Source organism: Paenibacillus sp. CF095 (genome assembly GCF_900101225.1).
Taxonomy (GTDB): domain Bacteria; phylum Bacillota; class Bacilli; order Paenibacillales; family Paenibacillaceae; genus Paenibacillus.
Genome location: NZ_FMZN01000004.1, coordinates 134,039 through 148,543, shown reverse-complemented (window position 1 = coordinate 148,543; position 14,505 = coordinate 134,039). Strand labels below are relative to the sequence as shown.

General features: G+C 46.1%; 14 protein-coding genes. 13 read left to right on the top strand and 1 reads right to left on the bottom strand.

Annotated features, from left to right (window positions below; genetic code table 11):
- The first annotated feature begins 174 nt into the window (after positions 1-174).
- The 12 genes from nikA to BLS69_RS25140 all read left to right on the top strand — a co-directional run bounded on the left by nikA (position 175) and on the right by BLS69_RS25140 (position 11,259).
- Positions 175-1,806 carry a staphylopine-dependent metal ABC transporter substrate-binding lipoprotein gene (gene nikA, locus BLS69_RS25200; RefSeq protein ID WP_091037774.1) on the top strand — a complete coding sequence of 544 codons (1,632 nt, stop codon included), beginning with the start codon at positions 175-177 and terminating at the stop codon, positions 1,804-1,806.
- Positions 1,807-1,819: 13 nt separating this feature from the next.
- Positions 1,820-2,752 carry a nickel/cobalt ABC transporter permease gene (gene opp1B, locus BLS69_RS25195; RefSeq protein WP_091037772.1) on the top strand — a complete coding sequence of 311 codons (933 nt, stop codon included), beginning with the start codon at positions 1,820-1,822 and terminating at the stop codon, positions 2,750-2,752.
- Positions 2,752-3,648, top strand: a complete 897-nt coding sequence (gene opp1C / locus BLS69_RS25190; RefSeq protein WP_091037770.1) for a staphylopine uptake ABC transporter permease subunit CntC — start codon at positions 2,752-2,754, stop codon at positions 3,646-3,648. Before opp1B ends, opp1C begins: the two co-directional genes overlap by 1 nt.
- On the top strand, positions 3,629-4,438 hold the full coding sequence (locus BLS69_RS25185) for a staphylopine uptake ABC transporter ATP-binding protein CntD (protein ID WP_091037768.1): 810 nt from the start codon (positions 3,629-3,631) through the stop codon (positions 4,436-4,438). Before opp1C ends, BLS69_RS25185 begins: the two co-directional genes overlap by 20 nt.
- On the top strand, positions 4,439-5,191 hold the full coding sequence (locus BLS69_RS25180; RefSeq protein ID WP_091037766.1) for an ABC transporter ATP-binding protein: 753 nt from the start codon (positions 4,439-4,441) through the stop codon (positions 5,189-5,191). It abuts the gene before it with no gap.
- Between the two features lie 13 nt (positions 5,192-5,204).
- Positions 5,205-6,398, top strand: coding sequence for a staphylopine family metallophore export MFS transporter CntE (locus tag BLS69_RS25175; RefSeq protein ID WP_091037763.1), 1,194 nt, complete (start codon positions 5,205-5,207; stop codon positions 6,396-6,398).
- A 29-nt stretch (positions 6,399-6,427) separates the two neighbouring features.
- Positions 6,428-7,660: a staphylopine family metallophore export MFS transporter CntE gene (locus tag BLS69_RS25170; RefSeq protein WP_371129098.1), complete on the top strand. Its 1,233-nt coding sequence runs from the start codon at positions 6,428-6,430 to the stop codon at positions 7,658-7,660.
- Positions 7,661-8,173: 513 nt separating this feature from the next.
- Positions 8,174-9,370: a GTP-binding protein gene (locus BLS69_RS25165; protein ID WP_091037758.1), complete on the top strand. Its 1,197-nt coding sequence runs from the start codon at positions 8,174-8,176 to the stop codon at positions 9,368-9,370.
- Positions 9,371-9,681: 311 nt separating this feature from the next.
- Positions 9,682-9,951: a 30S ribosomal protein S14 gene (gene rpsN, locus BLS69_RS25160; RefSeq protein ID WP_091037752.1), complete on the top strand. Its 270-nt coding sequence runs from the start codon at positions 9,682-9,684 to the stop codon at positions 9,949-9,951.
- Positions 9,952-9,995: 44 nt separating this feature from the next.
- A complete protein-coding gene (locus BLS69_RS25155) occupies positions 9,996-10,331 on the top strand; it encodes a DUF3024 domain-containing protein (protein WP_165980400.1) in 336 nt (111 codons plus the stop codon).
- Positions 10,332-10,539: 208 nt separating this feature from the next.
- Positions 10,540-11,016, top strand: coding sequence for a DUF2975 domain-containing protein (locus BLS69_RS25145; protein ID WP_091037744.1), 477 nt, complete (start codon positions 10,540-10,542; stop codon positions 11,014-11,016).
- 9 nt (positions 11,017-11,025) lie between these two features.
- Positions 11,026-11,259: a helix-turn-helix domain-containing protein gene (locus BLS69_RS25140; protein WP_076211193.1), complete on the top strand. Its 234-nt coding sequence runs from the start codon at positions 11,026-11,028 to the stop codon at positions 11,257-11,259.
- Positions 11,260-11,333: 74 nt separating this feature from the next.
- On the opposite strand, the gene BLS69_RS25135 is transcribed toward BLS69_RS25140, so the two are convergent.
- The gene (locus BLS69_RS25135; RefSeq protein ID WP_256332425.1) at positions 11,334-12,191 is read right to left on the bottom strand and encodes a helix-turn-helix transcriptional regulator; all 858 of its coding nucleotides are present in this window, start codon (positions 12,189-12,191) and stop codon (positions 11,334-11,336) included.
- 175 nt (positions 12,192-12,366) lie between these two features.
- On the opposite strand from BLS69_RS25135, the gene BLS69_RS25130 reads away from it, so the two are divergent.
- Entirely contained in the window at positions 12,367-14,439 is a 2,073-nt protein-coding gene (locus BLS69_RS25130; protein WP_091037738.1) for a beta-galactosidase, read from the top strand.
- The last annotated feature ends 66 nt before the right edge of the window (positions 14,440-14,505 follow it).

The following is a 14,505-nucleotide window of genomic DNA, read 5'->3' as shown; positions in this document are numbered from 1 at the left end:
AAGCTTTCTGAAAGAAAGCTACTTCGGAAGCATATGCTATCCCCGGATTTTCTCTTTGGAAAAGAGATCAAAAAAATCTGGGGATAACAGTGATCGGAAGATGGTACTGCAATCGGAGTTGCCCGATGTAACCTACGAGGTCTGCTTGTAATTTCATCATCAGGAGGAAATGTTGTGAATAAAGGTAGTACTTTTAAATGGTTATTATTGCTGGTATCTGCCATTGCGCTGCTCGTCGGATGCGGACAGCAGAGCCCAAAAGAGAAAGATGGCGCCCAAACGGAGTCCGCCAATAGTCAGGTGCAAACGGAGCTCATCTATGCTTCAGCCAAAGATATTAATGATATGAACCCCCATCTGTACACAGGCTCCATGCCTGCACAAGGGATGGTATATGAGTCTCTGGTGGAAAACACACCTGACGGAATCAAGCCATTGCTGGCGGAATCATGGGATATTTCCGAGGATGGCAAGAGGTATACTTTTCATCTGCGACAAGATGTGAAATTCCATGATGGAGAGCCGTTCAACGCAGAGGCAGTTAAAAAAAATATCGATGCAGTACAGGCGAATGCCGAAAAACATGCCTGGATCAAGCTGTCTACCAAAATCACAAGTGTAAAAGTTTTAGATGAGCACACGGTGGAGCTGACGCTATCGGAAGCCTATTATCCGGCACTGGTGGAATTGTCCATGACAAGACCTTACGTCTTCATATCACCCAAGGATTTCAAGGATGGCGGAACCAAAGACGGAGTAAGTGGTTTCCACGGTACAGGACCTTACAAGCTTACTGCTCATAAAGTCGAAGAGAATGCCACGTTTGAAGCCAATGAAGACTATTGGGGTGGTGCACCTTCAATCAAGAAGATCACGTCCAAGGTCCTTCCGGCAGGTGAAACAACATTCCTGGCATTGCAAAAGGGAGAGATCAACTTTGTGTTCACCGATGACCGGGGAGCAGATAGTATCGATGTCGAAGCCATGGATCAATTGGCTGAATCCGGTGGTTATCAAGTGGTTCGAAGTGAAGCGATGAATACGAATATGATCGTAGCCAATAGCAGTCGCGAGAATAGTCCGGTTCAGGAAACGGCAGTGCGAGAAGCGCTATGGGTTGCCATTGATCGCGAAACGATCAGTAAGGATATTTTCAACGGAACGCAGACTGTAGCGGACACGCTATTTTCAGCCAATGTCAATTACGCCAAGGTAGACCTGAAGAAACGGGAGTATGATCCGGAAATGACTAAAAATCTTTTGGACCAAGCTGGCTGGACATTGGCGGATGGTAAAGAGGTGAGAACGAAGAACGGTCAGCCTTTAGCCATGAAATTATACTATGACAGCAACTCGTCTTCACAGAAAATACAGGCTGAATTGATCCAGTATTCGATGAAAGAATTGGGTGTTCAGCTTGAGATTGTGGGCGAAGAATCCACGTCCATTGCGAATCGGAGAGCCACCGGGGAATATGACTTGCTCTTTAATCAAACCTGGGGACTGGCCTATGATCCACAAAGTACCATTGCGGCATTTACGTCCGATTCGGCATACAAGCATACGACAAGCGGAATTGCCAAAGCAGATGAATTGTACAAGAAAATCGATGCGGTCATGGTTTCCACGGATGAGGCTTCACGCCAATCCCTCTATGCCGACATTATGAAGATCGTCCATGATGAAGCGTTGTTCATTCCGATTACCAACGGACGTGTCACCGTTGTCGCTCCCGAGAATCTCGATGGAATCTCATTCAAACAGACTCAATATGAACTACCTTTTGAAAAAATGAATTTTAAATAGAGCGGAGATGGATATGGGAAGTTATATCGTCAAAAGGATTCTGTTAACCATCCCTTTACTGATTATCATTTCATTTATAACGTTTGTTCTGATTAATCTATCTCCCTTGGACCCGGCGGTTGTTGTGTTACAGGCACAGGAAGTTCCGCAGATCACAGAGGAATTAATTGCCCAGACCAACAAGGCATTGGGGTTCGATCAGCCGTTCATGATCCAGTATGTGAACTGGATTATGGCTGTTGTGCAGTTGGACTTTGGCAATTCTTATGTATCTGGTGAACCCGTATGGTCATTGATGGGGCCGGCTTTTATGAACACATTGAAGTTAACGCTTGTCTCATCGGTATTCATTATTGCGCTGTCCATTCTGCTGGGTGTGATCTGTGCCATGAGAGAAGGCAAGTTGCTGGATCGATCGGTCAGAGGCGTATCATTTTTCCTTACCGCCATGCCATCCTACTGGCTTGCAGCCATGATGATCTGGTATTTTTCCGTCAAGCTGGATCTGCTACCTACCAGTGGTATGGACTCATATCGAAGCTACATTCTTCCGGTGATTGTGATCACGGTCAGTTATACAGGCATTTATTTCCGAACGGTTCGAAGTTCCATGCTGAGCAATATGAATGAGGACTATGTATTATATGCAAGGGCAAGCGGTCTGAGCGAAAAGAAAGTAACCCTGCATATTCTGAGAAATTCATTACAGGTGGCTGTGTCCATCTTTTGCATGGCGATCCCGATCGTGCTAGGCAGTACGGTGGTCATTGAAAATGTATTTGCCTGGCCGGGGCTCGGAAGGCTCAGTGTAAAATCCATTTTAAGCAGGGATTTTCCGATTATTCAGGCGTATGTTCTGATGTTGGCTGTAACCTTTGTCTTGTTTAATACGTTATCCGACATCATTAATGCGACGATGAATCCCCGGTTGAGAAAGGAATTCTGATGCGAATACTGAAAAATCTGAGCAAAGACAAGCTTGCGATGACCTCTTTGGTAGTGATTATGGTCACGATTATGGCGGGCGTACTGGCTCCGCTTATTGCGCCGCATGATCCTGGACAAGTGAACATGAAGCTTCGGTATGCCTCCTCATCCTGGGATTATCTATTAGGCAATGATCATCTGGGTAGATGTGTATTATCTCGGCTTATCTATGGCATCCGTCCAAGTGTGTTATGGGTTCTGGTTGCGCTGAGCCTTTCTGTTCTGATCGGGGCCATTGTTGGATTCATCGCAGGTTACTTCAAGGGGAAAGTGGATGCGTGGATCATGAGAGTCTGTGACATTATGCTTTCTTTCCCCGGATACGTAATGACACTGGCGGTGGTTGGCATTCTGGGTGCAGGACTGGAGAATATTTTGATTGCCTTTGTGTGGATGAAATGGGCCTGGTTTGCCCGCGTTATTCGAACATCTGTGATGCAATTCTCTGATATGGATTATGTAAAATTCGCTAAAGCCTCCGGCACGCCTAATCTGAGAATTATAACCAAACATATTGTTCCGGTTACATTTGCCGATATTGCTGTCATTGCCAGCGGTTCCATGTGTTCGATGATGTTGCAGATCTCCGGCCTTTCCTTTCTGGGGCTTGGAATCCAGGCTCCGCATGCGGAGTGGGGCATGATGCTCAATGAGGCGAGGGAAGTCATGTTCTCCAGACCTGAATTGATGTTGGCACCAGGCATGGCCATTGTGGTGGTGGTGTCTGCCTTTAATTTTTTATCGGATGCGCTTCAAGTGGCTTTGGACCCCAAATTGATGACCTCTCAAGGTAAGTCTGACAAGTCTTACGAAAGTGAGGTGAGAAAGGCCGCTTATGAATATAGTCGAGGTTAAACATTTGAAAGTATGGGACAGCAATACAGGCAAAGTGATTATTCATGACAGTTCATTTGAAGTCAAACAGGGAAGCTGTATGGCCATCGTGGGGGAAAGTGGTAGTGGGAAGTCCGTTACGTGCAGGGCTATCATGCGACTGAACAAGCCATGGATTCGCCAATCGGGCACAATGTTATTTCAGGGCGAAGACCTGAACCAGCTTTCGGAACCGGAGATGCGGCGTAAGCGGGGCAAGCATCTGTGTATGATTTTGCAGAATGGCATGAGTGCATTTGATCCTTCCTGTGTCATTGGTGTGCATATCCGGGAGACGCTTCAGCAGCATTTTGGCTGGAACACCCGCGTGATTGAACAGAAAATCATCCATGCCATGGAAAGCGTCATGCTCAGAAACCCACGCGAGATTCTGAATCAATATCCATATCAACTGTCTGGTGGGATGCTGCAACGAATCATGATTGCACTGGCGTTGGTGCTTGAGCCCGATCTGATTATTGCGGATGAGCCGACAACGGCACTGGATACGATCTCTCAATATGAAGTGGTGGAGCAATTGATTCAATTACGTGAACGCATGGGCTGTTCCATGATGTTCATCTCCCATGATCTCGGCGTCGTCCAGAAGATTGCAGATGACGTGATGGTTATGAAAGACGGCAAGATCGTTGAGCGTGGCAGCATGCATTCTGTTTTGACAGAGCCGAAGCATGCCTATACGCAGTATCTGGTCTCTACCCGGCTGGAGCTAAGCAATCATTTTAAGGCGTTGATGCAGGGGGACTCATAGATGCTAAAGGTGGAAGGTATCGAAAAATCATATAACCAAGGCGGACTGTTCTCCAAGCACAAACAACAAGTTTTGAAACAGGTTACCTTTGAATGCCAGCAGGGCGAGTGTCTCGGTATCATCGGTGAAAGCGGAAGCGGTAAATCTACGTTGGGCCGTCTGATTCTGGGCATTGAACGCCCGGATCGTGGAACGATCTCGCTCGATGGTAAAGACGTACAGGATCGACGTGTACGGATGGGTAACATCAGCGCCGTTTTTCAAAATTATACATCCTCCATCAATCCATTTCTTACCGTGGAAGCTGCCATTATGGAACCGATGCAAGCACAGCAAAAGCTGCGAAAGGATCAGGGTAATTCAGAGAAGGTGGATCTGTTGCTGAGCCAAGTTGGACTGGACCCTTCCTATAGATCCAAATATCCGCATGAACTATCGGGCGGGGAGGCTCAGAGAGTGTGCATTGCCAGGGCCATCTCCACCGCCCCTAAATGCATTGTGTTTGATGAAGCGATCAGCTCACTGGACGTATCTGTTCAGATTCAGGTGTTGCAATTGTTGAAAGAGCTGAAAGAAATCTACAAGCTGAGCTATGTTTTTATCACGCATGATATACAGGCGGCAGCTTATATCTGTGACAGGGTAATCATTTTCAGAGAGGGACAGGTTGTAGAAATCGTTCCGACCAAGCAACTTAAGGACGTACAGTCCGATTATGCGAAGCGATTATTGAAGCATTTAATACCATTTTAGGAGGAGCCCCATTGTGAGTGGAGCGATGTCTTGGCCTTTTCTACGCTTGTACATATTGGTTCTTCTATATTTCAGTGCCAATGCCATTCTTAACGTGATCATCCCATTACAAGGGGAGTCCTTGGGTGCGAGCGGTACAACGATTGGACTGATCATGGGCGCTTATATGTTCACAACGATGTTCTTCAGACCATGGGCAGGTCGGATTATTCAAAAGCACGGACCAATCAAAATATTACGTCTGATTCTGATTATCAATGGATTTGCGCTGATTTTATATACCTTTACGGGACTCAGCGGTTATTTGGTTGCTCGTATTTTGCAGGGGGTATCGACAGCGTTCTTTTCTATGGCTTTGCAGATTGGCATTATTGATGCCCTTCCGGAGAAAGATCGGTCACAGGGCATTTCGTATTATTCGCTGTTCAGTTACATACCAGGGATTTTGGGGCCTGTGCTCGCATTGGGGATATGGCAGGCGGGAGGCATGGATTATTTTACAGTGGTTCTGATCGGCATTGCCGTCTGTACGGGCGTCTTCGGATATACCGCCAAAATGGAACCAAACAAGGAGAAACCTGCTGAGAATCCATCGGAGCAGAATGTGAGCATGTGGGAATCCTTTGGGCAGTTGGTGAAGAATCCGTATTTATTTCGCTGTAGTGTGTTAATGCTCGCTGCCTCGGTTGTATTTGGCGCGATTACAACGTTTATTCCGCTGTATGCGAGCCAAGTACCAAACGGGAATGCCGGCGTATATCTGATGCTTCAGGCAGGAACGGTGGTGCTGGCTCGAATTATGCTTCGAAAAAGGATTCCTTCCGATGGCAGTTGGCATTCTCCTTTCATGATGGGCACCATGTGTCTGCTCGCCGTAGCTGCGCAATGTGTCAGTTTTGCCGTGACAGGCGGAGTGGTCTTTTTCTATGTGGGCGCTGTATTTATGGGAATCGGTCAGGCGATCCTGTATCCGACACTCACGACCTATTTATCTTTTGTGTTGCCTAAGCTGAATCGAAACGTTCTGATCGGTTTATTTATCGCGATGGCGGATCTGGGTATTTCTCTGGGTGGTGTGATTATGGGACCCGTCGCTGACTTCTCTTCCTATTCATTTATGTACATGATGTGTGCTATCCTAGGAGCGGTAATGATCGTTTTTGCCTATGAACGGCGGAGACCCGTTACAGGTACATCTGTGAGTTGACTGCCAGAAGAGAAAGTGGTGACGAACGTTTGAAGTCTTCAATGACGGCAACATCCAATGGAAAATTAAATCCGGTATCCTTTTCCTTTATCCGGTTTTATATGCTGGCCTTTTTATTTTTTGCGGCGAATTCTGCTTTGACGATTATTCTGCCTTTGCGAAGCGAGGCCGCCGGATTGAATCAGGCTGAGATTGGTCTGATGATGGGGGCATACATGTTCACCTGTATGCTCTTGAGACCTTTTGCAGCACAGCTGCTGGGCAAGCATGGGCCGCTTCGTGTGATGCAATGGCTATTACTTTTACATGCCGGGACGTTGCTGCTGTTTGTTGTTTTTGGTGTGGAGACGTATCTGTGGTTGCGAGCCCTGCAAGGGGTGGCTACGGCCTTTTTCTCCATGACGATGCAGGCAGGCATTGTGGAAAAGCTGGAGGACAAAGACCGGGCACAAGGGCTGTCCATGTACACCCTGTTTACGATGGTTCCTTCTCTGGTCATTCCGATCCTCGCCATACAAATCTGGGAAAATGCCAGTGATCTAGCGTTTACGCTGCTGATGATCGGACTGGCGGCGCTGCCACTTCTGATTGGATATAATGTGGATCTGCCGCGAAGCACCGTGCAGAACAAATCGTATACCTTGGGTGATATGTTTCGTTCATTCGGCGGCATCTGGCGTAGCACGCCACTGCTGATTAGCAGTGTGGTGATGTTGTTTGCGTCCTGCGTTTTTGGAGCAACAGCGACCTTCCTTCCCCTGTATATGGTATCCACCGGAATGGCGAGTGCAGGCGTATTTCTGACGATTCAGGGATTGGTTGTGATCCTGTGCAGGTTTATTTTACGTAAAAAAATTCCGTCCGATGGTAGCTGGAATACCTGGCTGATGGCAGGCTTAATGTTGTGTGCTGCACTGGGAACCCAGTTGCTCAGTCTGATGGAGATCATCGGGCCATTGGTGTATCTCTCCGCGGTGTTCAGCGGTTTTGCCTTGGCACTGTTGTACCCGACATTAACCACATATCTGTCTTTTGTGCTGCCTGCCGATTCCAGATATGTACTCATGGGGATTTTCATGTCCTCGTATGACCTTGGATTCTCTCTGGGAGGACTGGCGATGGGATTCATTGTACAGGTGAGTTCGTATTCGACCATGTTTATGATCTGCACGTTGCTGTCTATTGCAGCGATGGTACTGGTGTTGGTGTTCAGGCAACGGATGGAAGCGGGCAATAAGGCCAGATCTGTGGTGACTATATAAATTGAACTAAAGAACATTTACACGGATCACTCCGATGACAGAACAACCTTCCGATCGCTGTTATCCCCAGATTTTTTTGATTCCTTTTTATAAGGTTAAATCCGGGGATAGCGTATGCTTCCGATGTAGCTTTCTTGCAGAAAGCTTGTAGCTCCGCTTCTTCAGGTTTTTTCTGTCCTCTCCGTTTCGTGTAAATGTTCAGTTCAATCTATATAGTTTTGTTGAATATGTCCCGGTACAGGCGTACTTCTAATTTATATTGATAGTTCCGCTGTCTAGCCTATCCCGCATGTAGTGCGAATATTTACAGAGGAGGTTTATGACTCACTTCTTGCCAAAACGTATCATCAGGATGCGAAAGTGTAAGGGGCGGTCATCAACCTTTTTTTGCAGGTTGAATCAAAAATAGTTTGACAACGACCGTCCAACAGGATTATAGTCATTGTTGTTAATCGTAATAATTACTAATAAAGTCTGGATTACACAGACTGCACATATAAGGAGTAGATTTCTATGACACAAAAGCAAGTTCCGGTAACCGTACTGAGTGGTTACCTCGGTTCAGGGAAAACGACGGTTTTGAATCATGTGTTGAACAACAGACAAGGGCTAAAGGTTGCCGTGATCGTTAACGACATGAGCGAGGTCAATATTGATGCTGCGCTGGTTAAGGGGGAGGCAACCTTGTCTCGAACTGAAGAGAAGTTGGTGGAGTTGTCCAACGGCTGTATCTGTTGCACCTTGCGGGATGATCTGATGCAAGAGATTGAGAAGCTGGTGAACGAAGGCAAGTATGACTATATTTTGATCGAATCCACCGGAATCAGTGAACCTGTTCCCGTTGCACAGACCTTTACATACGCCGATGAGGAGTCGGGTATTGATCTGACTCGTCTGGCCCGATTGGATTGTCTGGTAACGGTGGTGGATGCCAATCGATTCTGGCATGATTTTGGATCAGGACAGAGTCTTCTGGATCGTAACCAGGCGACCGGAGATGAGGACACCCGTGACGTTGTAGACTTGTTGATTGATCAGATTGAAACCTGTGATGTGCTGCTGCTGAACAAATGTGATCTGGTCGATGACACCGAGCTGAACAAGCTCGAAGGGGTCATCCGCAAGTTACAGCCTAACGCCAAGATCATTCGGACTGAGAACGGACAGGTGAATCCGTCTGAGATTCTGAACACAGACCGCTTTGATTTTGAGAAGGTGAGCATGTCCGCTGGATGGATTCAGGAGCTGGAGAAGGAGTCGCATACACCGGAAACCGAGGAATATGGCATTGGTTCCTTTGTATATCGCCGCAGAAAGCCGTTCCATCCTTCCCGTCTGGCTGAATTCATGAGTTACTGGCCGGAAGAAGTGGTACGTGCCAAAGGTTTGGTATGGCTCGCGGCCGAAGGGGATGTTGCGGCAAGCCTGAGTCAGGCGGGACCATCCATTCAATTTGGTCCTGCGGGACATTGGGTTGCGGCGTTGCCGGAAGCGGACAAGCAAGAGATTTTGCGTAACGAGCCAGATGTTCTGGAGAAATGGGATGCCCAGTGGGGAGATCGGCAGACAGAGCTTGTCATGATTGGGATCGACATGGAACGTGCCAGTATTGAAGATGAGCTAGATCAGTGTCTACTCAGTGACGAAGAAATGCTGGGCGACTGGGGTCATTTTGACAATCCCCTGCCATGGCCTGTGGAAGCCGTATAAGTCGGAAGATGCGTGTGCTGTATTTGGAGTAACGCTATATAAGAACATCTATATAAATTGAAATAAACATTTACACAAAACGGAGAGGACAGAAAGGACCTGAAGAAGCGGAGCTACAAGCTTTCTGCAGGAAAGCTACTTCGAAAGCATACACTTCGCCTACAAGCTTTCTGCAAGAAAGCTACATCGGAAGCATACGCTATCCCCGGATTTACCCTTTATAATAGGAATCAAAAAAATCTGGGGATAACAGCGATCGGAAGGTTGTTCTGTCATAAACATAAATTCGATGGATAAAGGAGCTGTAATTCATGGCTAAAAAATCAAAAGTGGTACGTGAGCAGCAACGTCAGGCGATCGTGGCAAAATATGCGGACCTGCGCCGGGAACTGAAGGAAAAAGGGGATTACGAGGCATTGCAGAAATTGCCGCGGAATGCATCTCCGACTCGTTTGAAGAACCGTTGTGAAGTGACGGGTCGCCCGCGGGGTTATCTACGCAAATTCAAGGTATCTCGAATTAAGTTCCGTGAATTGGCTCATCAAGGTCAGATTCCTGGTGTAACTAAATCCAGCTGGTAAAATGATCAAGGGTTGCGTATTTTGCTGAAAGGATGTGCATCTTCATGCTGGACTTGTTTACGTTACGGAGAATTGAGTCCGTAATGAACGGATATATTCACGAGAAGGTACCTGCGCCACTGCGTACGATGGTGAAGTTGACATATGAGATGAATGACAATGAATTGATCCTGACCGAAGAAAGACCCGCCGAGGAACGGTATCAATGGGATAAGATGCATATTGCCCGATTTTACTGGGAAGAAAATCAGTGGAAAGTGTATGCCAGAGATGAACAGAGCAGCTGGAATCCGGTAGATGATATTACACCTTGTTCCGATTTTGAGAATGTGCTCGAGCAGGTGGAACGGGATGAAGCTGGACTGTTCTGGCGTACATGAGCGAGTTCAAAGATAACCACATTCAGTGGCTATCTTTGGGCTTTTTTTGTGTCCAAGAATCACTGAAGCAAAGAGAGATGCGATCTTTTGATCTTCCTTTCTTAATGGGCAAAAGAATAAATAAAATCTGTTTAACAATAAAAATTTATTGTAAAACGATAAATATTATGATAAATTCATATCACTTAAAACAAGTGAGGTGCTTTTTGTGAAGCGAGGTACAACCATATTTTTAAAATTAGCTGTGTTGCTTATTGGTGTTCCCGTTCTTGCCTTATGTATATTCGGTATACCCTGGTTAGCAAACAATCCGGTGAATCCGAATTATGCAGGTGCACTATACCCCATAGTGATTATTATGTATGTGTCAGTTATTCCGTTTATTGTTGCACTGTACCAAGCATTCCGTCTGCTGAGCTACATCGACAAAAATGAAGCGTTCTCTCTAATGTCAGTGAAATCCTTAAAAACAATAAAATATTGTGCTATTGTAATCAGTAGTCTCTATTTTGTGATGTTGCCATTTGTGTATGTTGTAGCAGAGAAAGATGATGCCCCAGGCCTCATTCTTATGGGGATGGTTCCTATTTTTGCTTCATTGGTCATCGCAGTGTTTTCCGCTGTGCTCCAAAGATTGTTACAGGAAGCGATTGATATCAAATCAGAAAATGACCTAGTGGTCTGAGGTGAATATATGGCCATTATAATCAATATTGATGTGATGTTGGCAAAGCGGAAAATGACGGTTACCGAGCTTGCAGAGAGAGTTGAGATCACGATCGCCAATATTTCCATATTAAAAACAGGAAAAGCAAAAGCGATCCGTTTATCCACTCTGGATGCCATCTGTAAAGCACTGGATTGTCAGCCTGGAGATATATTGGAATATAAAGCTGACGAGGACGAAGATACAAATGAGCATTTGTGAAAAATGACCGAAGAAGACTCTGCATGTTGTATGCAGAGTCTTCTTTTGCGTCAGCTTGTTCAAGGAACATCTGACTATAACGAATGATTGTGCATTATTCGAAATTGCATGGGTGTTACGTTTTCCTGGGTTTTAAAACATCGGATGAAGTAGCTTGACTGAGAGAACCCCGTTTCTAGTGTAATTTGTTTAATGGAAAGGTTGGTTGTCGCGAGCAGTTGTTTCGCATGTAGTAGCCTGGATTCCAAGAGGAATTCCGGGAAAGAGATTCCAAACGTCTGACTGAACTTTCGGCTAAAGTATGTTGTACTGTATCCGGCAATCCCGGCAGCGTGGTCTAGTGTAATGTGCTCGTTACTATGGGAACGAATATAATTCCCTGCTTCACGAATTCGCTCGGAAGTGTGATTTAACGAAACATTGATTTGGCTCGCTGCGGATTGCAATCGGGTCAGAAGTTCATATAGAGCAGCTGCCACACTGTGCTCGTCCTCCACCTGATAGCCTCTTCCGAGCTCCAGTATTCGATCCATGAGCGCGGTAACCACTGGAAAGTTGGAACATTGAAACAGCCAGGGCTCGTCAACACCTTTTCCATTTAACAGCTCTTCGAGACGAATACCGTAGAAGTGAATCCAACGAATACTCCAAGGATCATCCAAATCTGAGTAGTAGGTTTGTCTGAGACCGGGGCCATAGAGGAATCCCTGACCTCGTGTTAGCTCATAACGAGTCGTTCCCGTGTCCAGGAATCCTTTACCGTCCAGGACAAGGTGCAAATTGTAGCATTGATCTAAGTTGATATCTTTCGTTCGATATTCCCGATTCACATGATGCTTCGGAAAATCACTGTACCCTCCAATAAAATCGGGAAAACATACATGTCTGGGGAAAACCGGCTTGGGGAGAAAGATGTGTTCTTTCACGTGCATCCTCCATTTAAACGCAATATTTTTATGTAGTGAACTGAAATAGATTCAGCCCACTGTTATTTGAATATTGGACAATGACAATATTTTATTATAAGTCGCATAATCTTGTCATTTATTATATGTGAAGGTTCCAATAGAATGGAGGCAATATGGCAGGTTAAGGGGGCAATTAAAGGTGGCAAAATCAATCCAATTGGATGAATTAAAAATGGGGGTCTGTTATTACCCTGAGCACTGGTCGGAAGCGTTGTGGGAGGACGATTTCCGTAGAATGAAAGAGATGAATATCACAGTTATTCGGATGGCTGAATTTGCATGGTCCATCTTTGAACCGGAAGAAGGTCAGTTCGATTTTAGTTTTTTCCAGAAGGCACTGGATCTGGCGCATCAATACGGTTTAAGCGTTATTTTGGGAACACCTACTGCAACTCCACCAGCATGGTTAACATCCAAATATCCTGAAGTATTAAACGCAAATAAGGACGGGGTATTGTATCAACACGGTATGCGACGCCATACCAACTACAGCAGCCCAATCTACAGACAGCAATGTGAGAAAATCGTGCGTAATATGGTGATTGCCTATAAAGATCATCCTGCTCTCATTGGATGGCAGATCGATAACGAATTCAATTGTCATATGGATGTTTTCTATGCTGAGGCTGACCATGTCGCCTTCCGTGAATGGCTTAAGAATCGTTATGAATCGTTGGAGAACCTGAACCAGGCTTGGGGAACCGTTTTCTGGAGTCAGACCTATACCGACTGGGAGCAAGTTCACCTTACCCGAAATATGGTCAGCCAATCGCCAAATCCTCACCTGGCATTAGATGAAAAGAGATTCATCTCAGCAAATACCATTTCATTTGCCAAACTTCAGGTGGAGATCATTCGGGAACTGGATCCGAAACATTGGATCACAACGAACGGTACGTTTGGACACTTGGATAATCATGAAATGACAGAAGACCTGTTGGATTTCTTCTCCTATGATTCGTATCCGCAGTTTGCCACGATCTTCCCAGGGACAGACGATAACTCATTACAAGATCGGGCCTGGAGCATGAAACTGTCGAACGTGCGCAATATGTCACCGAACTTCTGCGTCATGGAACAACAGTCTGGGCCAGGAGGCTGGGTCGACAGTATAGGCATGGGTACGCCAAGACCGGGACAGATCCGATTATGGTCGTATCAATCTGTTCTTCATGGAACAGATCTGCTCGTCTACTTCCGCTGGCGGACGGCAACATTTGGCACCGAGATGTACTGGCATGGCATCAATGATTACCATAATCAGCCCAACAGAAGGGTACGCGAGGTTGCACAAGTAGGGGAAGAGTTTGCCAAGATCGGGCGTGTTATTGCGGGCACTACATATCAAGCCGATGTTGCCATCCTGCAGGATTACGATAATATCTGGGACGGGGAGTTGGACGAGTGGCACGGTCCGCTTCAGCAACAGAGTGTACGCTCCTGGTATAAGCAGCTCCAGTATCGTCATATTCCGACGGACATGGTTACACTGCAACCAACGACAACACTGGAAGAGTTATCCGAATATAAGGTGATCATCTATGCTCACCCGGCCATCATGACAGACGAGACAGCAGAACTTCTCCAAGCCTATGTCAGTCAAGGAGGCACTCTGTTTTTCGGTGCTCGCACCGGATATAAGGATCTCAAGGGGCATTGTTATATGAGACCGTTCCCTGGGGCTGTCGCTGAGTTGTGTGGTGTAACCGTAGAGGACTTTACCTTAATCAAAGGAACCATTTCCGCAGCTGAGCTGCAATGGAAAGGGGCGAGTGAGCGACTTCAGGAGGGAACGTCAACGGCCGGATTTAACGAAGTTCTTCATGTGGAGCATCCTGACGTACAGGTCGTAGCCGAGTATGCATCCGAATATTATGCAGGTAGTCCTGCATTGAGCAAACGTGCAGTAGGTCAGGGACAAGTATGGTATTATGGAGCGGCTTACAATGAACCGGTCGTAGATGCTCTCCTGGATGAAATAGGGCTATCTTCACCTGTGGATGACCTGGTAGAGGTACCGTCCGAAGTTGAGCTTGGTATCCGTTCCGGGAAGGATAAAGCTTATTTATTTTTACTCAACTACTCGGATCAACAAGTACCCATTAAGCTTAAGAAGCAAGCAAAAGAGTTACTATCGGGCACAACAATGCAGAATGAAATCAACATGTCCGCGTATGGTGTGTTCATTTTTGAGATCGATTTGCCACATTAAGCAATCCATTCATCCATATATGCGTTATATATAGAAAGAAACACCAAAAACGCCTTGCAGCCATTG